We start from the raw sequence: 23675 nt of genomic DNA, 5'->3' as shown, positions 1-23675 counted from the left end.
CTGTTTAGATAATGAATATGGTCGGTCGACGGGCTATAGAAGGCCTGGTCGCCGCCAATGCGAACGACGGCGCCGCTGTTGCGCAGAATGATGTCAGCCGCCTCGAATCGACGCCACGGCGCCTCTTCGATCGTCGGGGGCACAAACTCGGGAATACCGTCGATCTGCGATCCATTGAAAACAGTGAAGGAGCGAAGCAGCGGAATGTTGCGCGTATGCTCCTCGCCGTCCGCCGGCGCGTCGCGATCTTCGACGCATAGGCTCTTGTAAAAGTATATGGTCGCGCCCTTCTCACCGGCCCGCACTTGCCAACCCCTATCCTTCGCCTGCCTGTAGCTGCAAAAGCGAGGATCGCCGCTCGCGAAGGAAAATTGCGCCATACCCAGCAAGAGCACGTTGATCCCGCGATACCGGCGTCCGGTCGTGGCGTTGATCGGCGAGAGCGGACCGGCGGCCTTGTCGGGGTTCCAGGGTCGGCGCCAAGGGGCGACGCCCTGTTCAAGCGCAGCGACGATGCGATCCGTCACTTCGCGATAGTGATCGCGGCGCGCGGGCGCGCGAGCTTGGCTCTTCTTGAAACCGCTCATTGGTTCGTCCTTTCCATTCTGGTCTCGGAACGAACCTCGACGCCCCGCATCACGGCGGCCGGGGCAAGGGCGGGCTCGCCGCTCGCGGCGAGAACGGGCGCGCGCGCCTTTACCCTTGCGGCGGCGGACGCGCATGCGGGAACGGCGCTTCGCGCTGTCGGTCTGTTTGTTCTTCGGCTGTCGGTATTTTCTGCATGCGCCGCCTATCAGGCGGCACATCCGCTCTGCGTCTCGCGACGAACAATCCATTCGACACGCCTTCGAGGAAAAGTCATCGAAAGCGCTTGCGCCAGTGTCGTGGAGCGTCCAATAGTTACGAAATCTTATTCGTCATGAACTTCGAGGAAAAATCGAATGACGACTTCCGAGGCAGAACCTTCTCGTTCGACCACGCTCGCGGCCGAGGTCGTCGCGGCCTTCGTCGCCAATAACTCCCTGCCGATCGGAGATCTGCCTTCGCTGATCCACGCTGTGCGCGGTGCGCTGGAGAACCTCGGCAAAGCGTCGATCGACCCGACGACGCCAGCGGTGAAACGAGAGCCGGCTGTTTCGATCCGCAAGTCCGTCACACCCGATTTCATCATATGTCTCGAAGACGGAAAGAGCTTCAGATCGCTACGACGCCATTTGAGGGCGCTCGGCATGAGTCCGGAGGAATATCGGGCGAAGTGGAATCTTCCGTCGGACTATCCGATGGTCGCGCCAAATTATGCGGCCCAGCGATCAGAAATGGCAAAGAAGATCGGGCTCGGTCAGCTTCGCGAGAAGGCCGCACCGCGCCAGAAGGCCGTCGCCGTCGCGCCGGTCAAGCGCGGTCGCACGACCAAGAAAAAAGTGTAACCGGCGAGCAATGATGCCTATCATGTCGCGCCGCTCGTCAGCGCCGGATGTACACTGGCTCGATCGCAACTCGGCGTCGCGCTCGTGCCGGCCGATGCGGCGTCGGGGCCGGTCGGATTCGCGCTCGGCCTCAGCGGAATCGCCCGCTATCTGATCGAGCGAACGTTCGGCTCGTCGACCGTAACAATCCCATGAGTCCGCAAGCGCGATCGAGGCGACCCCGCCGACTTTTTCGGCGGGGTTTATTTTTTCAACAGCATAGAATAATACATTTTGGTCATCGAAAGGGCTATCATGCATCAAAATGCTCACATCGATCCCGACGTTCGGCAAGTCGTTGCTAGAACTATCGAAAATACGGACACTCTGCTCGAACGAGGAGAATTGAGCATCGATGCGGCGAAAGATGGGGTCAGCAGGGTCTTGTCCGATCTAGCGCAGCAAGAACCCGCCTGCTCCAATTGGATTCATTCCCAGCTTCAAAATTGGGTTCGATCGCGTTATTCTTGATGGCTTCGGTCACACATCGATCAGGCCACCATATATCGCTTTAGCGACAGCCTGCGACTTCGTTACGGCATCGAGCTTCCGCAGAGCCCCACGCGCATATTCTTCGACTGTCGATTCCGAGATTCCCAATATCTCTGCCGTCTCGGACATTGTTTTGCCTCGTGCGGCCCACGCGAGCACATCGCGCTCGCGATCCGTCAGTTGGCCATGCGGCAGGAGCCGTCCGCCACGGCCTCCGTACCGTTCGACCCGGCCATTCTGCTTGTCCATAATGTCGATGATCCTTTGAGCGCTGTACAGCACGACGACATGCAGATCATGTTTGCCGCCCGCGAGCGCGAACTCGAGCTTCCTTGCTTCATCCTTCCAAAAAAAGACGCACGAAGCGCTCGCGACGCGCCCGATTCGGTCAGTCGTATGGATGGGAATAACGAGACCGTTTTGAAAGCCATGATCTCGTGAGGCCTCGAGCACTTTTTGTCCGCCCGGCTTGCGTTTGCCGCGCCGCTCCGGCGGCGGAATGTCGCTCCAAAGAAACGGAAGGTTCGAACGCCGCACGACCGGCAAGATCGGGTCCACATGCACGAAGTTGTTCGAGCGGTAATCCTGGTCCCAGCTCTGGTTCGTTGTCGTGATGAAGAACGGGACCTCTTTGGCGGGATCGCCCACGTCGACAAAAGAAAAACTCTCAAATCCATAGTGCTGCGCGATCCCGTGCAGTCGCGCTCGCACCTCGCCGATCGTGACGCAGCTCTCGATCGCGGCCAGATGCTCTTCGAGTTTGTTCATTGCTAAACCCCTGGAATCCCAGGGTAGCACAAGTAACAGCGTCGTGTGACACCTCACCCGCTGGCAAGCAGGGGGCGAGGCGATGCAAAGTAGTTACTCAGTCATGTACTTTCGCGCGAAAGACGAACAGAGACTTGTGAAAGACATATTTGCATTCCGCAAAGCACTATTCGTCGATATATACGATTGGGACTTGGAGATCGTTTCGGACGGCGAGCAAGACCGCTTCGATAATCCGGATACGATCTACTCTGTTTTATACAATCATGGCCGCTTTGTCGGAATGTTCCGGGCAATCCGCGCCGATCAGCCGTATCTCGGCGAGACCGTGTTCCCCGAACTCTCGAAACTGCGGCCGTATCCGAAGAGCCGCGAGTTCTGGGAAATCAGCCGTTTCGGGGTCGTTCCGGACGTCGGAATTCGTCACGCCGAAATGAACTATGCGGCGATGATCTACTTCGCTCTGCGAGTGGGCGCGAAAGGCTTGGTGGCCGTCGCCGACCTCACCTATGAGCGGTTCCTCTCCATGCTGGGCATTCGCTCTGTTCGCTACGGAGCGCCACAGGTCATCGGCAGGAGTCGCAACGGCCTGCCGCTCACAGCGGTCGCCGGCGAAATTCCCCTCGCGGAGCAGACCAGCCCCAAGTTCCACCGTTTCCTGTCTCTCATCGAAAAACTGGAGATTCGTGATGTTTCGCAGATTTTCGGACCTTCCCGCATTTCAGCGTGATGCGCTCGGGTTCTTTCTCGAGAAGGGCGCAAACGCGACGGCGCCGCTCGTAGAGCTCAAAGTCGGCTTCGATCCGGTCTATCTCGTTGCAGACCCGACGACGGCCAAAGCCGTGCTCAAAGCCGACGAGGCGGTCCTCGACAAGGGAAAGCTGATTTGGAAGCTGCGCGAGGTCATCGGCCGTAGCATGCTCACGATCAGCGGGCCGGAACACCGCCAGCGGCGTGAGGCGGTCCACCGCGAATTCGCTCAGGGTGTGGGCGGCCCCTACGTTCCGATCATGTGCAGCGCGATAACGGAATGGATCGCGGAAATGGTCCGCGCCGGTGAATTCGAGGCGCATAAGGCGACCGCCACCCTGGCGCTGCGCATCATCGCCTCCCTCGTCTTCGGCAAGGGCGTTCTCACACCGGACGATGAACGCGCCATGACAGAAGCGGTCGCGCTCGCCGAGGACGACCTGGCCGCGAAGGTCTTTCAAGTGCTTCCTGATCTGCCCTGGAACTACGTTCGGAAGAAGCGCAAGCTGGCCGCCGCACGCGCGACGATGGCCGAGATCGTCGAGAAGACGCGGCGTCGTGCATCGGACGCCAGCCTCATCCGGACCTATGAAAGAATCGGCCTCGACGACGAGACGATGCGAGACGAAATCCTGCTCATGCTGCTCGCCGGCCATCACACCAGCGGCACGGCGATGGCATGGACGCTCTATCACATCGCCATCGACCCGGCGATCGCCTCGCGGCTCGCCGAGGAGGCGAGGGAGGTCGTCACGGACACCGGCGAGCTGACCGCCTCCTCGATCCGGCGCGCGCCCGTGAGCAAGGCGTTCGTTCAAGAGGTCGTCCGACTCTATCCTTCGACCTATTACATGTCGCGCGAGACCAAATGTGAGCACGAAGTGGGCGGGGTCCGGCTTCGGAAGGGAACGTCGCTCGTCATCTCGCCGTGGCAGTACCACCGCGACCCGAGATACTGGGTCCGACCGGAGACTTTCGACATGGATCGAGAGTTCGCCGGCGACCATTACATGCCGTTCGGGGTCGGGCCGCGCGCCTGCGTCGGATTGAGCGTCGCGATGCTCGAGCTTCAACTCCTGGCGCTGGATTTCGCCGCAGCGCTCGAGGCGACGGTCACAACGCAGATCCCCGCGCCGCCGCCGAAGCCGGTGATCACCCTGGTGCCGCCGAGCATCGGGATGCGGGTGCGCCCGCGCGGTCTCCCGACCGCTGAACGAAAGAACGCAGCATGACGAAGAAAGGATCGCGCGCCCATAAAAGCGAGCATGAGGAAGCGATTCTGAAACTGTGGGAGGCTTACAATCTCATTGCCGACAACCGACGTGACGTCCGGGTGTTCGTCAGAACTGCGATCGTAGGACTCGCCGAAAAGGAGCCGGCAGGCGTCGGCTCCCGCATAGAAAGGCCGCCGCTCTAGGAGCGGCGGTCCCCCGCCTTCTCATCCGCGATAGCATCGGGCAAAGCAGCGGCGCGGCTCTGAGCCAGTGGCCCCGAGGAATAGAAGTGACGGCCAGTCGACATCAGCGCCATTGCATCGCCCGCCTCGACCACAATCGAGGCCACGTAATAGAGCGCGGCCCCGACCTTCATCCGGGCATGCTCCCGATATACGCATCTCGGCAACGCACGAAAGGCGTCCTGGCCTCCATCTTGGCCTGATGTCCAGACGGCGAGTGGGTTGCGATGCCACAATGGCCATCCGAGGATGGCGTCATCGGGAAAATAGGCAATGATTGCACCGCAATCAACTTTGACATTGCCGGATCGAGCACGAGACGCAAACTTCGCCGGATGCCCTATTTTCTTGCTTTCGCGGCGGTCTTTCCAGCCTCGACAGCATGAGGAACAAAGCAGAAGCTCCGGCCACCCAACGATCCTTGGTAGAGAGCTTGGCGGCTGTGGCGAAATAATCGAAATTGGACGGATGTGTTCGGCACCGCGAGCGTCAAAGACGTCTCGTCGACAGCGATGATGTCGACTTCGAGCGCCTCTCCGGGGCGGTCTATGTCGGTGAGAGTTATTCGTCTTTCCACGACGGGTGCTCCTGAAACAGATTCTTATGAAATGCGATCGACACCGTGCTGCTGGCGAGGAAACGTCGGCGCCTATATGCCCCGACGTGACGGTGAGGAGTCGGAGATGGCGCAAACGCAATGCGCACGCCGTAGCCAGCGTACCGAGAACGCGATCGACTAATTGTCCGTTGGCCGCATTCTCAGGTTTTCCAATGCCTCTCGTATCATTTCGTCGACCGCGAAGCGGACATTGCTCTCGAGCGAGTCGAGACCGTCTCTGCCGATCAGATAGAGAGCGTCGTCGACGTGCGATTCGAGGAAGTAGCGGGAGATGATCGGCTGGTCGAAACCTGCGCCTCTCGATCTCGCTCTGATGCTCGCCATCGCTGCGTCACGCAGCGCGCGAGCGAACTGCTCGCGCGTGCTCAACAAAATCGTCGCCAAAGAGACGACGTGACCCAGATGCTTCTCACGCATATTCGGACTCTCGGTCGTTTACGGACTCGCCCCCTCTGCCGCGCCGGCGATTCGCGTCCTCGAACCAGCGGCTACCGTTTGTAGAGTATACTCCGTAGATAAATACTCTTCAAGCTGGCTGGTTCTCGTCATGGAAATGCGAGAGACGCTGGCGCGCAATCTGAGGAAATATCGACGGGCGCAACGCCTGTCGCAGGAGGAGCTCGGCCATCGGGCCGAGCTCGACCGCACCTACATCAGCTCGATCGAACGCTGCGTCTATTCGGCGACGGTCGACGTCGTCGGCCGCCTCGCCGACGCTCTCGGAATCCCGGCGCTCGAGCTTCTGAGGCCCGCGAGCGAAAGCGCGGAGACGAAATCGTCATCTGCGACATCGCCCGCAAGCGGGAACACGAAGGCGCAGCCCAAGAAAGGCGCGAAGCCAGCTCGTAAAAGCGAGGCGCCGGCGCAAAGGCGGGGTGCGGCTCGAAAGAAACCGGGTCCATAGCCGAGCGACCATAGACCCGAGCACGAGGATCACATCGGCAAAACTGTCGCTTCCGGCGACGCCAGCCGCGCGATATCCGCCAGGGCCGAACGCAGTTCCGGCCAAGGAAACTCCGCATCCGTCGGGCTCGGCTCGCCGAGCTGAATGAGGATAGCGAGTTTGGCCGCGACGCCCGGCAGGCTGGCGGCCTTCGTCTTCGTGATCGAAACCACAAAATCGCGCTCCTTACCGAGAGCGGCGCGGAGTTCGACGTCCACTGCGTCGAAGCCGAGCGCCGCCGCCGCCTCGTTCCAGCGCTTTTGCTGCTCGTCGAACGCGGCGATCAGCGCTTCTTTCTCGATCGTCGGCTCGTTCGCGACCAGTTCCTCGATCTCATCGACAGATTGAGCGATTTTCGGCTCTGCCTCGCCGGAAAGGCGGATCGCGACCTCGGGGATGCCGACCGTGTGAATGAGCTTCTTTTCGATGCGCTGCCATTGGCGTGTCAGCGCGACGACCACTGTGTGATTGGCCTGCCAGTTCCGCCAGAGCTGCAGCGCGGCGTCGGACGGGACTCCGTCTGTCCTCTTCCCGGACGGCAAGGCGCCGGTCCCTCGCAGGATGGCGCGCCAGCTGATGGCGGGCGGAGTCGTGCTATGTTCAAAATCAGCCATGATCCAGGCTCCTCGAAAGCGTGGGTGGTGGTCAGGCCGGGCGGAATGTTCCCGCATCCCGTCCGGCCGCTGCTCGTGAGATCGTAGTCGGGAGAAGGTCCCGGGGTTTTCGCAACGCATACTCGAAAACGCAGAAATCCATAGCATTGCGCCGCAGACCGTCTGGGCTACGGCGACGGGCGCGCAGGCGGCGCAGACGTCTTCAGTGAGTTTGAATTCCTCCTTGCTTCTTCGCGGCTTTCCTCAGGGCCTGCGCAAATGGTTCGGAAGCCGTCGCCGATCGACAGGACCGCATGCGGCATTTCGTCGGCAGCGTCGCGGTGTCGAGCGCGCGCAGCAGTGAGACGCCGCGGAACGACGCCTCCGACTCGACCGCCTTCATCGCTTTGGCGCCGAAGCCGCGGCGCGGCTCGTTGGTCACGCAGCGGTATGGCCCCTCTCGCACCACATCGGCGGCAATGGCTCGGGCCAGCACGTCCGAGGGCAGGCGGCGCTCCTCGGCGAGATATCGCCAGACCGGCGAGCCGCGCCGCAGCCGAGGCCGCCGCGCCCGTCTGCCCGGTATGGCGAGTGGCGGGGTTTTCTCGCCGCGCGAGCGTCTTCTCTCCCGCAGCACCTTGCGGACCTCGCCGAAATTCAGGCCGAGATCGAGATGCTACACGAGATCGAAGACGTCCCCCTTCGCGTCGCTCTGCGGACCCCGCCGGCCGCGGCCCCGTGATTGACAATCAGGATTTCTCCCTTGCCACGCCGATATTTGAGACAGTTCTCCGTGCTCTCTCGGCGATCGAGCCCCCAGGGCGGCGTCGAGTGCTAGAGCAACACGGCGCAATGGGCGCTCGCGCGCAAGACTTCGATCTCCTCGTCAGGTCTCATGCTCGCCGCTCCCTTCGGATCGATGGGGAGGTCGGAGTCGCTTCCTCCTTTTCCTCTCCCAAAACGCTGTCGGCCGACCGCGAGGCGGCCGCGCTGCAAGGGCGCGCGAAACGCGCGGGAGCGCAGCGACGCACCCTTGTCGGCGCGGGCGGCGCTAGCGGTAGCCATGTCTTCCTCTCCCTTTGCTCCGGATTCCCATTCCTGATTCACTCGTACGCGAATGCGAAGCGGATGGAGGCGAGTGGAGACTGGCGTGGCGGTGACGGACGAGATCGTGGTCGTGCTGCAGGGACAAAACCCAGAAGGAACGCGCCGCCGCGCCTGGAGCGTCGTGGCGGGGCGGGATCTTCTCGGCGGTGCGGCGTCGATTATCGCATCATCGAGGCGTCGCCCGCCGCCGAGCCCCTCCTGGAAATCGTCGGCCTCTCGCGTAGCGAAGATCGGCGAAACAGCCGAGTGTCGCCGTGAACCCTAAACCGCCGGCGGAAGCGGCCGCTTCTCGGGGACCTATGTACGCTCGCCACCCGACGAGCCTGCCCGTCGCCTTGGCGATCAATCGCCAAAGTAAGATGAATAGTATATAAGTTCAACATGATACGTGTAAGCGCATAATCTCGATTATGGAACCTAAAGCCTCGCCGAATGAGCCGCGCGCGTTGGCCACGCCGTCCTCGACCATATGATGGGCCTCGCCAAAGCTCCGACAAACGAAGTTCACAGATGCTCGCCCAAAAAGCCCAGGATTCTCTGGCGATATTCGGCGTTGGTGCGGAAGTAAATGTCCTCGTGGCCGACCCCTTCCACGGCCCAGAAGGCCTTCGGCTCTGGAGCGCGGGCGAAAAGTTCCCGCGCTTCGTCGATATGGGTATTGGGATCGCGGACGCCCGAAATGACGAACACCGGCGCGCGGAGCTTCTCGATCCGGTCGATCGGACGCAGAAGCTCCGGGTCGAGTCCTGTCATTGTCCGCCCGACGGCGAGCAGCGCCGGCGTCACGAGATGGCCGAGCGGACCGAAAGGCGCCGTTAAACGGTCGTCGATAGCGCGATCGATGTCGGGATAGACGGATTCGAGCACGAAGGCGTCGGCCGTGATCGGCCCCTGTCCCAGGAGCGCCGCGGCGCCGCCGAGCGACTGTCCGATCACGGCGATCTTTCGACCCGCCAGCTTTTCTCGCATATAGGAGAGCGCCGCCGCTGCGTCGGCGCTCTCTTCTTGTCCGAAAGTGATTTTGTCGCCCGTGCTCTCGCCATGCGCGCGAAAGTCGATCGCAGCGACGGAGTAGCCGGAGTCGTTCAAAAAGCGCATTCGGGCGATCATCGCGAGCCGGTTGGCGCGCACGCCATGCAAGAGCAATACGCCGCCGCGCTCCGGTGCGCCCGCCACGAACCAACCCTGGACATTCACGCCGCCGCTCGGGGTGAGCGTGAAGCGCGTCACGAGCAGATCGTCGGGCGCATTTACGGTCGCCGGCGCGGGGGCCGTCAGCGCATGGACGAGGCCGACGAGCGCGATCGGAAAAAGCGCGAGCGCGCCAAGTGCGGCGTAAGCAACTGGGCGCAAAAATCTCATCTGTCTGCCACCCTTTTATCGAATGAATGACCGAGGCGCCGAGAATCCAACCGGTATCTCGGCGCCAATTTGCCTTTGATACAGGAAAGTGAAAATAGGAAAAGCTCGGCGACCCTTGTCGCGGCGCTCCCACAGGATGTCGCCGTCTATTCGTCGTTGCGGTGTTTTCGTCCGGCGCGCCACTCGACGAATTCGCTCCGATGCAGCTCGAGCCAGATCACGAGATCATGGAGCTCGTCCAGCTCTACGAGCAATGCGTCGAATTCCGATTGACGGACTCCGCCGCACTTTCTGCATCCTTCGAGACGGCCCCTTCGGGGCCTCCTCGAGATGAGGGCGTGGGGTTTTGCCTCGCCACGCATCAATCAGCCGGCGACTGTATGAGAGGCGCGGGGCGCGGTCTCGCCGCGTCCCGCGCGAGAGGGTCCTCATGCGGCCGGGCGGACGTTCCACACGGTCATGACGCCTTCGACGCCGGAGAAGGTCCCGCCGACCGGAACGGAGCGCTGGTCTTTCGTCAGCAGCACCGTGACGGGGAGCGGCCATTCCGAATAGCCGCCGGTCGAGACATTCTTGAACCAGACGAGGACATTGCCGTCGGTCGCCGTCGCCGTGCCGGTGAAAGTGGCGTTGATCGTCGCATTCTGGATGAAGCCCTTCACCTCGAGCGTGGAATTCGGCGGAATCTGCACCGTCGTCGTCGATGTCCAGCTCTGCGACTCGCTCTTGGTCCATTGCTGGCTCGCGCCGAAGGAGATCTCGCCGCTCACCTCGGCCTTGCCGTCCGCGATCAGCGGAATGCCGACCTTCACGGTCGCCTTGGCGCCGATCTTCAATCCTTCGGTGAAGGCGAAGGTGAATGTGTCGGTCTCCGAGCGGGTGAAACTGGCGGTGACCGTGTCCATGCCCGTGGAAGAGTTCGAAAAGTTCTGATCGAAGGCGATGAGCGGCGCATAGGTCGGGCTCTGCGTCACATAGGTGAAGTCGGTGAGAGCGACGCCATAGTCGGCGTAGAACTCCACATTGCCCGCCGGGTCCAGCTCATAGCCGTCGAGCTGCGACGACTGGCCGATGGACGCGTAATAATCCTGGATGCGCTTCCAGACATTGGGAAGATCGCGCTCGTAGCGCTCCTGCAACTTGGCCTTGATGTCGATCTGCGTCATGGGATGTTCCTTTCGATTCTTGATTTGCGAATGACTTTGCTTCGAGTGTCGCGCCTTTGCTCAGCGGCGACGCTCGTTTGATAGCGGCGGCGGCATCTGCCGGCGGTGGCGAAAATCACTTGTCGAAACGGCGGGGGGCAAGGGCGCGCGGCTCTGGCGGGAGCGCAGCGACGCACCCTTGCGGCGATGGTCGCGCTAAGGGCATTGATGTTGGTCAGCTTCTCTCGGCTTTTCGCTTCGCATCACGCCACGCGAGAAAATCCGTCTTGTTACGGTCGAGCCATTGAAGCAGGTCGTGCAATTCGTCGAGCTGATCGAGCAACGAGTCGAACTCGGATTGGCGGGCGTTGCCGCATTTTCTAGGACCGGCTGTTCGCAGCAACTGCTGGACGACGCGGATCGCGCGGCGTGTGCGGTGAGAGAATGTCGCTTCTTTCCGCCGGGGCCGATCATGGGTTTCGCCTCAGCCATCCGAAGGATGGTTCCCCGACATAGTCCCTCTCCCAAATATACCACGCGAAATCCGTTCGTCCTCCGCGCGCTTTCAGGCCAGCGAGAATGACTGGTCCCGGGGGCATGGACGGTCGCGGCGTGATGATCAGAACGCGCCGCGGAAATGTTCGCTGCAGCCATCGGGAGCGGCGGTCGCCGGAGATCCAGGAGAGAGGCAGGATCATCGCGACCTTGCGCTTCGCGATCTCGCGCGCGCGAATGACGAACTCCCGCGACTTTCGAAATGGCGGATTGCAACAGATGTTGTCCGGCGCCCGCCCTCCGGCCTCCTCGGATAGGAAGTTGACGGCGCGATCACAGAACATGGATCGAGAAACCAGGTCCTCGCCCCAGACGTCATTATAGCCGGCGGCTCTGGCGGCCTCGATGATGCGTCCGAGCCCACAGGCCGGATCGCAGATCGAACCTTCGAAGTCTTCCTCTTCGAAGAAGCGATGATCGACCCAGCTCTCCTCGACGTACCAGTCTTCGGGATGTCGAACCCAGAGATGGGCGCTGCGCGCGCGATCGGGCACGCCTGGAAGGATTTTGACCGGCTCGCTCCGATCAAGGCCCGCCCGTTGAGACTTGCGGCGCGCCGGGATGATCTGGCGGTCCCGCTCGACCAAGATCGAGCCCGGCCGTAGGTCCGAATCATTCATAAGACGTCTCCTAATACGAGGCGGGCGATGGGACGTTCACGAACATTTCGACCAACCGCAGTGACGGCAGGTCAGGCAGCCGTCGTTCTTGATAAGGCTCGGTTGGCTGCATTTCGGGCAGACTGCGTCGAGGGCGCGCGCCGGCGGACGTTCGTAGGAAGCGTGCGCGACGATCGCTTCAGACGGAGCGAGAAAGCCGATATCGATCATGTGCCGCTCGATGATGGAGCCGAAGGCGGCGACGAGGGAGGGGACATAGCGCCCTTCGCTCCAATGCCCGCCGCGCGGGTCGAAGACCGCCTTCAACTCTTCCGCGACGAATGCGACGTCGCCGCCGCGTCGGAACACCGCGCTGATCATGCGCGTCAGGGCGACGACCCAGGCGTAATGTTCCATCGACTTAGAATTGAGGAACACTTCATAGGGCCGCCGCCTCCCCTCCTCTTCGATGTCGTTGATCGTCACATAGAACGCATGTTCGCTTTCCGGCCAGCGCAGCTTGTAGGTCGCGCCGGCGAGTCTCTCCTCGCGCGGCGTGATCGCCGGATGCGGCTGCGCTGCGGGAAAGGTAACCGCCGGCGGCGTCGTCGACAGGATGGAGCCGGTGATCGCGTTCGGTCGATAGGTGGTGCAGCCCTTGCAGCCGGAACGATAGGCGTCCACGTAGATCGTCTTGAAGTCCTCGAACGAAATATCGGCCGGGCAGTTCACCGTCTTCGAGATCGAAGCGTCGACGTGGTCCTGAACCGCGGCCTGCATGCGAATGTGATCGGCGGGCGTCAGGGTCTGCGCCGTGACGAAATAGTCCGGCAGTTCCGCATCGGCGCCGAATTTTTCGCGGTAGAGGCGGACGGCGTAGTCTTCGACCTCCTGCTCGGCGAAGGAATTGTCGGGTTGGCGGGTCTTGCGGAGATAGGTGAGATCGAAGATCGGTTCGATTCCTGATGAGACATTTTCCGCGAACAGCGAAATCGTCCCCGTCGGCGCGATCGAGGTGAGCAAGGCGTTGCGAATGCCATGCTCGAAGATTCCGGCTTTGATGTCGTCGTCCAGATTGCGAACCGTCTCGCCGGCCAGATAGGCGTCCCGGTCGAAGAGCGGGAAGGCCCCCTTCTCCTTGGCGATACCGATCGACGCGATATAGGCGTGTCGATTGAGCAAGCGATTCCAGCGGGCCGCCATCGCGGCGGCCTCCGGCGTCCCATAGGTCAGCCGGCACATGGCAAGGGCGTCGGCGACGCCGGTGACGCCGAGACCAATGCGCCGCTTGGCCAGCGCTTCCTCCCTCTGTTCGGGGAGCGCGAATTCCGACACGTCGATCGTGTTGTCGAGCATGCGCACGGCAATGTTGGCGAGGCGTGCAAGGCCGCCCTCATCGAGGTGGGCGCGCTCCGTGAAGGGGTCGCGCACGAGCTTGGCGAGATTGTTCGAGCCGAGGAGGCACGCGCCATAGGGCGGTAGAGGCTGCTCACCGCAAGGATTGGTCGCCGCGATCGTTTCGCAATAATAGAGATTGTTGCGGGCGTTGATACGGTCGATGAAAATGACGCCGGGATCGGCGTAGTTGAAATTGGCGCGCATGATCTGGTCCCAAAGGTCGCGAGCCCAGATCGTGCGGTACACCTCGCCGCCGAACACGAGTGGCCAATCCTTGTCTGCGTCGACAGCCGCCATGAAAGCGTCGGTGACGAGGACGGAGAGATTGAAATTGCGCAGGCGAGTCTTGTCGGCCTTCGCGGCGACGAAGGCCTCGATGTCGGGATGATCGCAGCGCATCGTCGCCATCATGGCGCCGCGCCGCGTGCCGGCCGACATGATCGTGCCGCACATGGAATTCCACACATCCATGAAGGACAAGGGACCGGAGGCGTCGGCCCCTACGCCTTTGACGAGCGCGCCCTTCGGGCGGAGTGTCGAAAAGTCATAGCCGATGCCGCCGCCGTGCTGCATGGTGAGCGCGGCCTCACGAAGATGCGAGAAGATGGCGTCGAGATCGTCCTCGATTGTTCCCATGACGAAGCAGTTGAAGAGCGTCACGCGGCGCGAGACCCCTGCCCCAGCGAGGATGCGTCCTCCCGGCAAGAATTTGAAATCCTGCAACGCCGAATCGAAGGTTCGCTCCCATTGCTCGGGATCGTTCTCGACGCTCGCGAGGGCGCGGGCGACACGGCGCCAGCTGTCTTCGACGGTCAGGTCGATCGGCTCTCCGGCGGGTGTTTTCAGCCGGTATTTTTCGTCCCAAATCTGTTGCGAGATCGCCGGCAGCGTCGCGCCTATCGGGCGCGATGGGGTTGCAGATATCATATTCATGATTTGCTCCTCGAGCACTGTATGGTTTTCTCCGATAAAATCCCGAAGGCCGCCTCTCGCCCGTCGGGGCAAGGGCGCGCGGAACGCGCGGGAGCCTCGGCGACGGCCCCTTGCGGCGATGGGCGCGCAGGCGGCACTCGTGTCTTCAATGATTTTCGGTTCTCGTTCCTTCTTGCGGCCTTTGCTCACGGCCTCCGCAAATGGCTCGGGAGCTTCCGCCAATTGATCGGCTGGCGTGGCGCCCCACGTCGCCGCTCTGCATCGCGCAGGCGTCCTCTGACGCTGTGCTCGTCTGGGATATCGTCGACGAAGAGCGACGGCGCTCCGAAGCCGCGTCGGAAAGCGCAGTAGGAAATGCTCACGCGGCGCATTCCGCGCGTCAGCGCGACGTACGCCAGCCGGCGCTCCTCATCGCCGTCCCCGTAGTCGGAGGGAAACACCCCGGCTTCCCAAGCGGGAAGAAAAACATGCGGGAACTCGAGGCCCTTCGCCTTGTGCAGAGTCATCAGGCGCACGCGGTCGGTTTCGTCCTCGCCGGGACGACTGGTCGCCAACGCTGCGTGGTCGAGGAGCTCGCGCGCCGTGTGGAACTCGCCGGCGAGTGAGATCAGCTCCTGCAGGTTTTGGAGGCGATCCTCCGAACTCTCAGCCTTGCTGTCACGCAGCATAGTGCGATAGCCGCTCGCGTCGAGCAGCAGCGAGATCTGATCGGCGAGCGTGTGCGAGCGGTCCTCGCCGATCCGGCACAGCTGGTCTGCGAACTGCAATCCGGCGGCGCGGCATTTTGCCGGCAGCTCGGCGGTGTCGAGCGCCCGCAGCAGCGAGACGTTGCGGAAGGAGGCCTCCGTCTCGACCGCTTGCATGGCCTTGGCGCCGAAGCCGCGGCGCGGCTCGTTGATGACGCGACGGAAGGCCTCGTCCGATTGACGATCGTCGGGCGTCGCCGCGAGACGCAGAAGCGCGAGCGCGTCCTTGACCTCGGCGCGCTGATAGAAGCCGACGTCGCCGACGATCACATGCGGAATGCGGGCGCGCATCAAGGCCTCTTCGAAGCCGCGCGACAGGAAGGAGCTACGATAGAGGATGGCGATCTCCTGCCACCCCGTTCCCTCGGCGTGACGGGCGAGCATCTCCTCGACGACGCCGGCGGCCTCCGCCTGGGCGTCGCGATAGGCGACGATCTCGATTCTGTCGCCCGCCTCTTTTCGCGTGTAGAGCGTCTTGCCGAGACGCTTCTTGTCCCGAGCGATGACCGCGTTGGCGGCGGCGAGTATGTGGCCGGTCGAACGGAAATTCTCTTCGAGCCTGACCCGCTCAGCGCTCGGAAAGTCTTGATGAAAGCGGCGGATATACTCGATATCGGAGCCGCGCCATCCATAAATCGCCTGATCATCGTCGCCGACACAGAATACGCGACCATGCTCCGCCGCAAAAGACTTCAGCCAAGCGTATTGGGCGAAATTGACGTCCTGATATTCGTCGGCGGCGAGCCAGTCGAAGCGCGACGCCCAGCGCGCGCGATAGGCGTCGTCCTTGCGCATGGCCAGGGTCGGCCACAATAGCAAGTCGCCGAAATCCGCCGCGTTCGCCTCGCGCAGCGCGCGCTGATAATCGGCGTAGACGCGCGCCGCGGCGCGCAGCGCATGGGGATCGATCGGTTCGCGGGAGCGATCGCTTTTGGCGATCTTGGATTCGACCCAGGCGGCGGCGCCGGCCGGCGTGATCAGATTGTCTTTGAACTTCGCGATGCGATTGCACATCATCTTCAGCGGATCGCGCGCATTGGCGTCGCCGCTCTCCTCGCCATCGAGGCCTTGCGCCTTCATGACGCGCTTGACGAAGCGGCGGCTGTCGTCGGCGTCGACAATGTCGAAATTCGGCCGAAGTTCCGCGATCTCCGGCGCGTCACGGAGCTGACGGGCGGCGAGCCCGTGATAGGTGCCGAGCCAGGAGGGAGCCGCGTGGCCGTCGAGCGCCGCGCGGATGCGCGACGCCATTTCGGCGGCGGCCTTGTTGGTGAAGGTGACGGCGAGAATGCGCGAAGCCGGAATGCGGTCGACGGCGATGCGATGCACGACCGCCGCCGTCAGCGTCGATGTCTTTCCGGTGCCGGCTCCGGCGAGGACGAGGATCGCCCCCGTGTGCGCCGCCGCGCGCGCCTGCTCCGGCGTGAGGGTCACGGCCATCCTGTCGAAAGCCTCGGCGGAGGGGCTATGCTCGGCCGCCGGTTCGTCGAAGCAGGGCTCGAAGCGGTCCCACTCCTCCATGCCGGCGAGCGGATCGACGTCAGAGTATCTCGACATGGCAGTTCGCTCCATTGCAGCGGATGAGTTCTCCGCGTTGTGTGTCGATGGTCGTGAAGACGACGAAGTGATTGTCGAAGTAGAAGGCGCCTGTGTCGTTGCGTTCGCCGTCGACGACGACGCCCTCGACGATTTGCGAGCCGTCATCGGCTTCGACCTGAACGAGCGTGTCCAGGCCCCGTTTGCCGGTCGGGATGTGTCGGCAACGACGGCGCTTCGCCTCGGGCAGCCGGGAGAAGGCTTCGGCCAGTTGCGCGAGCGTGTGGTCGATCGCGCTATCGTCGAGTGCGTCGGTGACGTCGATCGCGTCGCCGAGCTCACCGAGCCTTTGCAGGAAGAGTGCGCTGGCGAGCTTCGGCGGCCACGGCTCCCAGGGCGACATGCCGTCCGGCGAGGGCAACGGGTCGTCGTCGAGCGGATCGAGCGTGATCTGCAGGCTCGATCTGACGTCGTCGCGACTCCAGCCGACGATGTGATAGGCTTCATTCGCCGCCGCCTGCCGGTCTGCGCGCTTATGGAGGGCGTAGCTCTCGTCGGTCCACGGCGGCAGGCGGTAGCGTCGATCGACCGCTTGTTGGAGCCGCCGATCGAGCCGTGCGAAGCCCTCGCCGAGATGCGGCTTCAAAGGCATGATCGGATCGAAGCCGCCGACCAACGCCTCGGTCGCATCGTGCAATAGCTCGCGCAGAGCCTCACGGGGCGCGAGCTTTCCTTCGCGTTCGCGCAGGGCCAGAACGGCGAGGCTGTGCTGGGCGACGCTGAGCGGCAGGTCCCATGCCGAATATCCGCCCCAGCGATAGGTGCGCGACAGGCCGATCGCCAGATCCTCGTCGGTCCAGGCGTCCGGCTTCGGATCGAGCAGGTCGAGCCGACCGCCCGATTTGAGCAACATCCAGGCGCGATGTGATGTCATGGTGTGGTCCTTTCTCTCTGGGCGAGCATGTCGTTCCAGTCGCTGTCCTCGACGGGCGGACGCAGTCGCTCGAATGGGACGCCGGCGGCCGCGGCGATCAGCTGGTGGCGGGCCGCGTAGCGGTCGCCGGCGGGATTGGCGTCGGCGGCGCTGCAGAAGCGCGAGCCCGGGATGGGTGCCAGGCGAGCGACGATCGCCTCGATCTGAGAGATCGTTTTCGGTCCCATGCCACCGCCGGTCGCCGCATACAGCGTGTCGGCGCGAATGTTCTCCAAGGCGGCGAGGCTGAGCGCGTCGATCGGCGCCTCGGCGAGGGCGAAGCGCGTCGGCGGCTCCGAACCGCCGGGCAAGCGGAACAGGATCTTGTCGCCGCCTCGCACCGATCCTTTGAAATCCAGTCCGCGGATTTCGATATGGGTGACGGCTCCCCGGTCGTCGTGATGGGCGAACCAGGCGCTTCCGTATGGCCCTTCTCTCACGACGTTGGCGGCGCGAGCCGTCTCCAGGACGCTCGGGGGAAGGCGGCGCTCGTCGGTGAGATATCGCCAGACCGGCGATCCGCGCCGAAGCCGGGGGCGCCGCGCCCATCTGATCGGGAGCGGCAGATCGGGGGATCGTCCCCTTTCAATGTCGGCGGCCGGAAAACTCGGCTCTATCCCGGTGAACCGGCGCAGCACCTTGCGGACCTCGCCGAAATTCAGGCGGGGTTCAAGATGCTGCACGAGATCGAAGACGTCGCCTTTCGCGTCGCTCTGCGGATCCCACCAGCCGCGGCCATCGTGGTTGACGATCAGGATTTCTCCCCGTCCGCGGCGATATTTGAGGCAATGCCTCGTGCTCTCTCGGCGGTCGAGCCGCCATGGCGGCGTCGAGCGCTCCAGCAGCGCGGCGCAATTCGTGCGCGCGCGCAAGATTTCGATCTCCTCGTCATGTCTCATGGTCTCTCGGCGCTCCCTTCGAGTTTCACGGGAAGGGCCGGAGACTTCGATTCCTCCTTTTCCTTTCCCAAAACACCGTCGGCAGACCGCGAGGCGGCCGCGCCGCAAGGGCGCGCGGAACGCGCGGGAGCTCGGCGACGAACCCTTGTCGGCGTGGCCGGCGCTAGCGGTAGCCATGTTCCCTCTTCCTTTGCTCCGGATTCCCATTCGTGATTCACTTGTGCGCGAATGCGAAGCGGGCGGGCGTGGAGGGCCGGCATGGCGGCGATGGACGAGATCGCGATCCTGTTGCAGGGCCGAAATGCGGAGGCGAACCGCCATCGGGCCTGGCGCGTCGAAGCCGGGCGCGATCTGTTCGGAAAATGGATGGTGCGCGTGTCCTTCGGCCGGATCGGCTGCCGGGGGCGGACTTTTGCGCGAGAATTCTCGTCGGAGGACGAGGCCTGCGCTTATGTGCGCGACGGCCTGCGCCGCCGGAAAGGCGCCATTCGCCGCTGCGGGGTCGAATATCGCGTCATCGACGCGTCGCCGGCGGCGCTGCCTCTGCTGGCGACGCTCAGAATATCGAGCGACCCGATGAAATTCGAAGCGGCGGGGCCTCGCCTTGAAGCCTGAACGGCCATCGGATGCCGCCGCGTCGCGGGAAACGCTCGTCGGCTCCGTCGAACGCGTGACTTTTCACAATGAGGAGAATGGATTCGCCGTTCTGAAGGTCAAAGCGCGCGGCAAGCGCGACCTCGTGCCGGTCGTCGGCCACGCCGCCTCGATCTCGGCCGGTGAATATATTCACGCTGTCGGCGTCTGGATCACCGATCGCACTCATGGGGTTCAATTCAAAGCCGATTTTCTGAAGACGACGCCCCCGACGACGGCGAAAGGCATCGAAAAATATCTCGGCTCCGGGATGGTCCGAGGCATCGGCCCCAAGCTCGCCGCGAGAATTGTCGCCGCATTCGGCGTGGCGGCCTTCGAAACCATCGAAGCGGCGCCGGAAAGGCTGCGGGAGGTGTCCGGGATCGGGGAGTTTCGCGCCAATAAGATCGCCTCCGGCTGGGCCGAGCAGAAGGCCGTGCGCGACATTATGGTGTTCCTGCATTCGCATGGTGTCGGGACTTCGCGAGCGGTGCGCATCTTCAAGACCTATGGCTTCGACGCCATTCGGATCATGACCGAGGATCCCTATCGGCTCGCCCGCGACATTCGAGGGATCGGCTTTCGGACCGCCGACGCCATGGCCATGAAGATGGGCGTCACCAAAGAAGCGCCACAGCGCGTCCGCGCGGGCGTGTCCTTCGCGCTGCAGGAGGCGACCGACGACGGTCACTGCGGCCTACCGATCGAGCGCCTGCTCACGCTCGCGGTCAAGCTGCTCGACGTCGACAAGGCGATCGTGCGGACGGCGCTCGATCACGAGCTCGCCGGCGCGGAAGTCGTCGGCGACACGATCGACGGGGAGCCCTGCATCTTCTTGCGCGGGCTTCACACCGCCGAGCGCGGCGTCGCCGAACGGCTGCGGGCGCTGCTCCGAGGCGCGCCGCCCTGGCCGCAGATCGACGTGGAAAAGGCCGCCCCCTGGGTCGAAAAGCGGACGGGAAAGACCCTAGCGCCGTCGCAGCGCGCGGCGATCGAGATGGCGCTCCGCTCCAAAGTCGCCGTGATCACCGGCGGTCCCGGCGTCGGCAAGACGACCTTGATCGACGCGGTTCTGCGCATTCTGGTCGCCAAGGGAACGAAAATTCTGCTCGCCGCGCCGACCGGCCGCGCCGCCAAGCGCATGGCCGAACAGACCGGCATAGAGGCGAAGACCATCCACCGTCTGTTGGAGATTGATCCCAAGACCGGCGGATTTCGGCGGGGTCCGGACAATCCGCTCGACTGCGACCTGCTCGTCATCGACGAAACCAGCATGGTCGACACTTCCCTCATGTACGCGCTCGTCAAGGCGATCCCCGGGCCATCGGCGCTCTTGCTGGTCGGCGACGTCGATCAATTGCCGTCGGTCGGACCGGGCCAAGTGCTCGCGGACATCATCGAATCCGGAGCCGTCCCGGTCGCACGCCTGACCGAAGTATTCCGGCAGGCCGCCGAAAGCCGCATCATCGTGAACGCCCATCGGATCAATCGCGGCGAAATGCCGGAATTGCCGCGGCGCGGTGAGGATTCGGATTTCTGGTTCGTCGACGCCGAAGATCCCGAGAAAGGGGCCGCCAAGGTCGTAGAGATCGTCCGAGATCGAATTCCGCGGCGTTTCGGTCTCGACCCTATCCGCGACATTCAGGTGCTCTGTCCGATGCAACGCGGCGCGCTCGGCGCGCGAGCGCTCAATGTCGATCTGCAGAAGGCGCTCAATCCCGACCCGCCGGCGAAGGTGGAGAAATTCGGCTCGATCTTCGCGCCGGGCGACAAGGTCATGCAGATCGAGAACGATTACGATCGCGACGTGTTCAACGGCGACCTCGGAACTGTCGTGCGCATCGACGAGGTCGAGGGCGCGCTCGTCGCGAGCTTCGACGGACGCGAGGTGGACTATCCGTTCGGCGAGCTCGACGCCTTGGTCCCGGCCTATGCGACGACGATCCACAAATCGCAGGGCTCGGAGTATCCTGCCGTCGTCGTGACGCTGGCGACGCAGCATTACACCATGCTGGCGCGCAATCTCGTCTACACGGCGGTCACGCGCGGCAAGCGTCTCGTCGTTCTCGTCGGTCAGCGCCGGGCGCTGGCGATCGCCGTGAGAAGCGGCTCCGGTAGAAAGAGATGGACGAAGCTGAGGGAGTGGTTGGATCCTCGTTGATCTCGACGAGGAACTATTGTGCCCTTGCGGCGAGCCCGAGACGCTGGGCTCGTAAACGAGGCTCGTGAAAATGCAAATCACGACCCCTCTCACTGGCGAGCGACGACGGAGCCGCGGGCATGGACTTAGGAAACAAAAAAGCAGGCAATGGCCCGCAGGTCGAAGCACGGGGCCAGGAAATCGTGCGCCTACACCAGATGCTGGAGGATTGGCGGGACCTCCGTCGTCTGGCTTATGCCGAGGGTTGGCCAGCGCCCGCCGCCCAAATCATCGACATCGAAGTCTGCGCGCTGCAACGGGATGTCGCCCGGCAAGTCCGCGAATTATTTTGAAGTCGAGAGGACGCGAATGACAGATCCGATATCCAACGGCGCCTATCATGTCGTACCGCTCGTTGGGTCGCCGGGTGGCGACCTGGGCGCCGACGAACAGCGCCGTGCCGACCGGCGACCGCCTTCGACGTGGCGTTCTCCCTTCCAACGTTCGGATTCGTGGGTGACCGGCGCCATGCCGGCGAGAGCCTCCGCGTTGGCGTTGGTCATGGTTCCCGGCGGCGATCTCCTCACCTTTCTCGGTGCGGGCGGCATAGACGGGGAATTCGGTTGCGAATTCCAGGCAAAAATCAGAAAATCGCGGTCAGCAAAATCAATGCCTTACAACGGCTGACTTTCGCTTTTTCCTAAATTTGGGAAAAAACAGAATTGTCGCGGCATTCGGCGAGGCGACCTTCGAAACCATCGAAGCGGCTCCGGAAGGGCTGCGGGAGGTATCCGGGATTGAGGAGTTTCGCGCGATACCCGTTTGATGGCAATCGCCAGCAGGGGTGTCTCGGCGTTGCAATCAGCGCCGCAGGCCACTATTTCTCGCATCCATCGATTTTCGGCATGACGACTTGGACTTGCTTTGGGAACGAAGCCGCTGACGACCTCTTCCAAACATCGATCGACCCGGCCCCGCGCATGCGGGCCTTCTCCCGATACATGCCTGGAGAGACGAAATGGCTACCGGAACGGTGAAATGGTTCAATGGTCAAAAGGGCTTCGGCTTCATCCAGCCCGATGAAGGCGGCCCGGATGTTTTCGTTCATATTAGCGCCGTCGAGCGCGCCGGTCTGCGCGATCTGCGCGAAGGCCAGAAGGTGAGCTACGAACTCGCCCAGGACCGCCGCACCGGCAAAACCTCTGCCGATCAGCTCAAGGAAATCTGAGCCGACGCACGAGTGGCGGTTTTCCGCCGCATCGACAATGGGTCGCTGTTCGCGGCGGCCCATTTTAGAAGAGGTCCGCCTCGCGCCCGGGCTGGGATACGCGGTGTCCGCGATGGGCGCCATGGCCATGCCTGTGGCCGCAATGGTCATGCCCGTCGCCGTGGTCGTGGTCGCCGTGATCATGATCGTGGTCGTGACCGTCATGATCGTTGGTCACGGTGGAGGCTTTTCTATCGGTCGGGGCTCGCCTCAGCGCAGGCCCTCTCCAGTCCGCGATACGCGTTCAGCTAAATTTTGTCCTGAGAGCGCGAGGCCTTAAGTGTCTCGAAAGTAGTGGAGCAATCTAGGTCAGCGAGGACGTGAAAGTATGGCCCTGTTCAAGAATTCCGATTTTGGCGAGCGTCGAAACGCCGCCGAGGCGGCGAAAAAAGCAAAGCTGGAAAAATTCCGCGTCTTGACGGCCCAAATCAATGAGGGCGCGGCCGAGCGGCTGACGGCCCGGCAGGCGATCATCGCCGCGCGCGAGGCGCGAGCCGGAGAACGCGAAGCCGCCCGCCTCGCCGCCGAAGCCCGCGCGGCTGAAGACCGAGCCGCGCGCGAAACTGTTCTGAAGGCCGAGCAGGCGGAACGCGACGCGAGAGCCGCCGAACAGGCGGCGCGTGACGTTGCTTCTGCGGCCGAACGCAAGGCGGCCAGAGACGCACGCTATGCCGCCCGAAAGGCCCGCAAATAGCGACGACCGTCGCCTGACCGGCGATCGGCGTCCGCAAATGGTCGAACAGCTATTGCGAGAGCCGCAATGTGCTGAACATCGACACTTTCGGCATGACCAATCTGACGACGCTGGTTCAGATGGTCTCGGCGGACATGGGCTGCGCGCTGCTCCCGGAGATGAGCCTGCCGATCGAAACGGCGAGAGGAAGCGTCCGCGTGCTGCGGATCGAGCCGCCGGAGCCGCGCCGGATCATCGGGCTTCGTCTGACGCAAATCCTCGCGCCGCGGCGACGAGTTTCGCGCCCTCGGCCGGCTGATCCCAGCGTCGCGACAAAAATCCGTGCGCGCCTCCATCCTGACAATTTCACTTGACGCTTTCAGGCGCCGGACGTTCTATTTTCTCCGTTTTGTGAGGCTCTTTCCCGCCTCGACGGCCAGCGGAACGTAGCAAAAGCTCCGCCCGCCCAATGATCCTTGATAGGCAGCATCTCGCCTATGGCGGAATAATCGAAATTTCACGGACGTGTTCGGCACCGCAAGCGTCAACGACGTCTCGTCGGCGGCGATGATATCGACTTCGAGCGCCTCTCCAGGGCGGTCTATGTCCGTGAGAGCTATTC

The 23675-nt window shown here is 63.0% G+C and carries 24 protein-coding genes; 11 read left to right on the top strand and 13 right to left on the bottom strand.

What is annotated here, in order from left to right:
- Positions 1-836 (bottom strand): ArdC family protein (locus A1351_RS12325; protein WP_245291646.1); only part of this gene is annotated, 836 nt, incomplete at its 3' end.
- Between the two features lie 105 nt (positions 837-941).
- Here A1351_RS12325 and A1351_RS12320 point away from each other — a divergent pair.
- Entirely contained in the window at positions 942-1427 is a 486-nt protein-coding gene (locus A1351_RS12320) for a MucR family transcriptional regulator (protein ID WP_064033119.1), read from the top strand.
- A 519-nt stretch (positions 1428-1946) separates the two neighbouring features.
- Here the strand turns inward: A1351_RS12320 and A1351_RS12315 are convergent.
- Positions 1947-2726 carry a LuxR family transcriptional regulator gene (locus A1351_RS12315; RefSeq protein WP_064033118.1) on the bottom strand — a complete coding sequence of 260 codons (780 nt, stop codon included), beginning with the start codon at positions 2724-2726 and terminating at the stop codon, positions 1947-1949.
- An 82-nt stretch (positions 2727-2808) separates the two neighbouring features.
- Between A1351_RS12315 and A1351_RS12310 the strand changes: the two genes are divergently transcribed.
- Positions 2809-3456: an acyl-homoserine-lactone synthase gene (locus A1351_RS12310; RefSeq protein WP_083967301.1), complete on the top strand. Its 648-nt coding sequence runs from the start codon at positions 2809-2811 to the stop codon at positions 3454-3456.
- On the top strand, positions 3416-4708 hold the full coding sequence (locus tag A1351_RS12305) for a cytochrome P450 (RefSeq protein WP_064033116.1): 1293 nt from the start codon (positions 3416-3418) through the stop codon (positions 4706-4708). The genes A1351_RS12310 and A1351_RS12305 overlap by 41 nt, the downstream gene beginning before the upstream one ends.
- 181 nt (positions 4709-4889) lie before the next feature.
- Here the strand turns inward: A1351_RS12305 and A1351_RS24770 are convergent, their stop codons facing one another.
- Both A1351_RS24770 and A1351_RS12295 read right to left on the bottom strand, forming a co-directional pair.
- Positions 4890-5066, bottom strand: coding sequence for a hypothetical protein (locus A1351_RS24770; RefSeq protein ID WP_157096290.1), 177 nt, complete (start codon positions 5064-5066; stop codon positions 4890-4892).
- A gap of 602 nt (positions 5067-5668) precedes the next feature.
- On the bottom strand, positions 5669-5920 hold the full coding sequence (locus A1351_RS12295) for a hypothetical protein (RefSeq protein WP_245291645.1): 252 nt from the start codon (positions 5918-5920) through the stop codon (positions 5669-5671).
- 178 nt (positions 5921-6098) lie between these two features.
- Here A1351_RS12295 and A1351_RS12290 point away from each other — a divergent pair, with 178 nt between their 5' ends.
- Complete coding sequence (locus A1351_RS12290; protein WP_064033113.1) at positions 6099-6455, top strand: helix-turn-helix transcriptional regulator; 357 nt, start codon at positions 6099-6101, stop codon at positions 6453-6455.
- A 29-nt stretch (positions 6456-6484) separates the two neighbouring features.
- On the opposite strand, the gene A1351_RS12285 is transcribed toward A1351_RS12290, so the two are convergent.
- The 9 genes from A1351_RS12285 to A1351_RS12240 all read right to left on the bottom strand — a co-directional run bounded on the left by A1351_RS12285 (position 6485) and on the right by A1351_RS12240 (position 18313).
- A complete protein-coding gene (locus A1351_RS12285; protein ID WP_245291644.1) occupies positions 6485-7228 on the bottom strand; it encodes a hypothetical protein in 744 nt (247 codons plus the stop codon).
- A gap of 82 nt (positions 7229-7310) precedes the next feature.
- A complete protein-coding gene (locus A1351_RS12280) occupies positions 7311-7529 on the bottom strand; it encodes a hypothetical protein (protein ID WP_198162383.1) in 219 nt (72 codons plus the stop codon).
- Positions 7530-8698: 1169 nt separating this feature from the next.
- Complete coding sequence (locus A1351_RS12270) at positions 8699-9556, bottom strand: alpha/beta hydrolase (RefSeq protein ID WP_064033109.1); 858 nt, start codon at positions 9554-9556, stop codon at positions 8699-8701.
- 428 nt (positions 9557-9984) lie between these two features.
- A complete protein-coding gene (locus A1351_RS12265; protein ID WP_064033108.1) occupies positions 9985-10722 on the bottom strand; it encodes an ETX/MTX2 family pore-forming toxin in 738 nt (245 codons plus the stop codon).
- A gap of 449 nt (positions 10723-11171) precedes the next feature.
- A complete protein-coding gene (locus tag A1351_RS12260) occupies positions 11172-11876 on the bottom strand; it encodes a hypothetical protein (protein WP_064033107.1) in 705 nt (234 codons plus the stop codon).
- Positions 11877-11912: 36 nt separating this feature from the next.
- Entirely contained in the window at positions 11913-14186 is a 2274-nt protein-coding gene (locus A1351_RS12255; RefSeq protein ID WP_064033125.1) for an adenosylcobalamin-dependent ribonucleoside-diphosphate reductase, read from the bottom strand.
- Positions 14187-14371: 185 nt separating this feature from the next.
- On the bottom strand, positions 14372-16489 hold the full coding sequence (locus tag A1351_RS12250) for an ATP-dependent helicase (RefSeq protein ID WP_245291643.1): 2118 nt from the start codon (positions 16487-16489) through the stop codon (positions 14372-14374).
- Entirely contained in the window at positions 16473-17402 is a 930-nt protein-coding gene (locus A1351_RS25355) for a hypothetical protein (protein ID WP_198162381.1), read from the bottom strand. Before A1351_RS25355 ends, A1351_RS12250 begins: the two co-directional genes overlap by 17 nt.
- Positions 17399-18313 (bottom strand): DUF3991 and TOPRIM domain-containing protein, encoded by a 915-nt coding sequence (locus A1351_RS12240; RefSeq protein WP_245291642.1) that lies wholly within the window; start codon positions 18311-18313, stop codon positions 17399-17401. Before A1351_RS12240 ends, A1351_RS25355 begins: the two co-directional genes overlap by 4 nt.
- Positions 18314-18598: 285 nt before the next feature.
- Here A1351_RS12240 and A1351_RS12235 point away from each other — a divergent pair, with 285 nt between their 5' ends.
- The 7 genes from A1351_RS12235 (at position 18599) to A1351_RS12215 (ending at position 23427) form a co-directional block, all read left to right on the top strand.
- Complete coding sequence (locus tag A1351_RS12235) at positions 18599-18955, top strand: WGR domain-containing protein (protein ID WP_064033104.1); 357 nt, start codon at positions 18599-18601, stop codon at positions 18953-18955.
- The gene (locus A1351_RS12230) at positions 18945-21134 is read left to right on the top strand and encodes an ATP-dependent RecD-like DNA helicase (protein WP_064033103.1); all 2190 of its coding nucleotides are present in this window, start codon (positions 18945-18947) and stop codon (positions 21132-21134) included. Before A1351_RS12235 ends, A1351_RS12230 begins: the two co-directional genes overlap by 11 nt.
- A 119-nt stretch (positions 21135-21253) precedes the next feature.
- On the top strand, positions 21254-21466 hold the full coding sequence (locus A1351_RS24765) for a hypothetical protein (protein WP_157096288.1): 213 nt from the start codon (positions 21254-21256) through the stop codon (positions 21464-21466).
- Positions 21467-21482: 16 nt separating this feature from the next.
- Entirely contained in the window at positions 21483-21800 is a 318-nt protein-coding gene (locus A1351_RS24760) for a hypothetical protein (RefSeq protein ID WP_157096287.1), read from the top strand.
- A 331-nt stretch (positions 21801-22131) separates the two neighbouring features.
- The gene (locus A1351_RS23965) at positions 22132-22341 is read left to right on the top strand and encodes a cold-shock protein (protein ID WP_083967297.1); all 210 of its coding nucleotides are present in this window, start codon (positions 22132-22134) and stop codon (positions 22339-22341) included.
- Between the two features lie 367 nt (positions 22342-22708).
- Entirely contained in the window at positions 22709-23074 is a 366-nt protein-coding gene (locus tag A1351_RS12220) for a DUF6481 family protein (protein ID WP_064033101.1), read from the top strand.
- Between the two features lie 68 nt (positions 23075-23142).
- The gene (locus A1351_RS12215; RefSeq protein ID WP_064033100.1) at positions 23143-23427 is read left to right on the top strand and encodes a LysR substrate-binding domain-containing protein; all 285 of its coding nucleotides are present in this window, start codon (positions 23143-23145) and stop codon (positions 23425-23427) included.
- The last annotated feature ends 248 nt before the right edge of the window (positions 23428-23675 follow it).

It is taken from the genome of Methylosinus sp. R-45379, assembly GCF_001644125.1.
Lineage (GTDB): Bacteria > Pseudomonadota > Alphaproteobacteria > Rhizobiales > Beijerinckiaceae > Methylosinus.
Note: the sequence above shows the minus strand (reverse complement) of the source record. Positions and strands in the feature narration are given on the sequence as shown.

Bases quoted from the DNA above. Each gene is read 5' to 3' on its own strand.
- A1351_RS12320 (WP_064033119.1), top strand. From the start codon at position 942: ATGACGACTTCCGAGGCAGAACCTTCTCGTTCGACCACGCTCGCGGCC.
- A1351_RS12315 (WP_064033118.1), bottom strand. From the start codon at position 2,726: ATGAACAAACTCGAAGAGCATCTGGCCGCGATCGAGAGCTGCGTCACG.
- A1351_RS12310 (WP_083967301.1), top strand. From the start codon at position 2,809: ATGCAAAGTAGTTACTCAGTCATGTACTTTCGCGCGAAAGACGAACAG.
- A1351_RS12305 (WP_064033116.1), top strand. From the start codon at position 3,416: ATGTTTCGCAGATTTTCGGACCTTCCCGCATTTCAGCGTGATGCGCTC.
- A1351_RS24770 (WP_157096290.1), bottom strand. From the start codon at position 5,066: ATGAAGGTCGGGGCCGCGCTCTATTACGTGGCCTCGATTGTGGTCGAG.
- A1351_RS12290 (WP_064033113.1), top strand. From the start codon at position 6,099: ATGGAAATGCGAGAGACGCTGGCGCGCAATCTGAGGAAATATCGACGG.
- A1351_RS12285 (WP_245291644.1), bottom strand. From the start codon at position 7,228: ATGCGTTGCGAAAACCCCGGGACCTTCTCCCGACTACGATCTCACGAG.
- A1351_RS12270 (WP_064033109.1), bottom strand. From the start codon at position 9,556: ATGAGATTTTTGCGCCCAGTTGCTTACGCCGCACTTGGCGCGCTCGCG.
- A1351_RS12265 (WP_064033108.1), bottom strand. From the start codon at position 10,722: ATGACGCAGATCGACATCAAGGCCAAGTTGCAGGAGCGCTACGAGCGC.
- A1351_RS12260 (WP_064033107.1), bottom strand. From the start codon at position 11,876: ATGAATGATTCGGACCTACGGCCGGGCTCGATCTTGGTCGAGCGGGAC.
- A1351_RS12255 (WP_064033125.1), bottom strand. From the start codon at position 14,186: ATGAATATGATATCTGCAACCCCATCGCGCCCGATAGGCGCGACGCTG.
- A1351_RS12250 (WP_245291643.1), bottom strand. From the start codon at position 16,489: ATGTCGAGATACTCTGACGTCGATCCGCTCGCCGGCATGGAGGAGTGG.
- A1351_RS25355 (WP_198162381.1), bottom strand. From the start codon at position 17,402: ATGACATCACATCGCGCCTGGATGTTGCTCAAATCGGGCGGTCGGCTC.
- A1351_RS12235 (WP_064033104.1), top strand. From the start codon at position 18,599: ATGGCGGCGATGGACGAGATCGCGATCCTGTTGCAGGGCCGAAATGCG.
- A1351_RS24765 (WP_157096288.1), top strand. From the start codon at position 21,254: ATGGACTTAGGAAACAAAAAAGCAGGCAATGGCCCGCAGGTCGAAGCA.
- A1351_RS24760 (WP_157096287.1), top strand. From the start codon at position 21,483: ATGACAGATCCGATATCCAACGGCGCCTATCATGTCGTACCGCTCGTT.
- A1351_RS23965 (WP_083967297.1), top strand. From the start codon at position 22,132: ATGGCTACCGGAACGGTGAAATGGTTCAATGGTCAAAAGGGCTTCGGC.
- A1351_RS12220 (WP_064033101.1), top strand. From the start codon at position 22,709: ATGGCCCTGTTCAAGAATTCCGATTTTGGCGAGCGTCGAAACGCCGCC.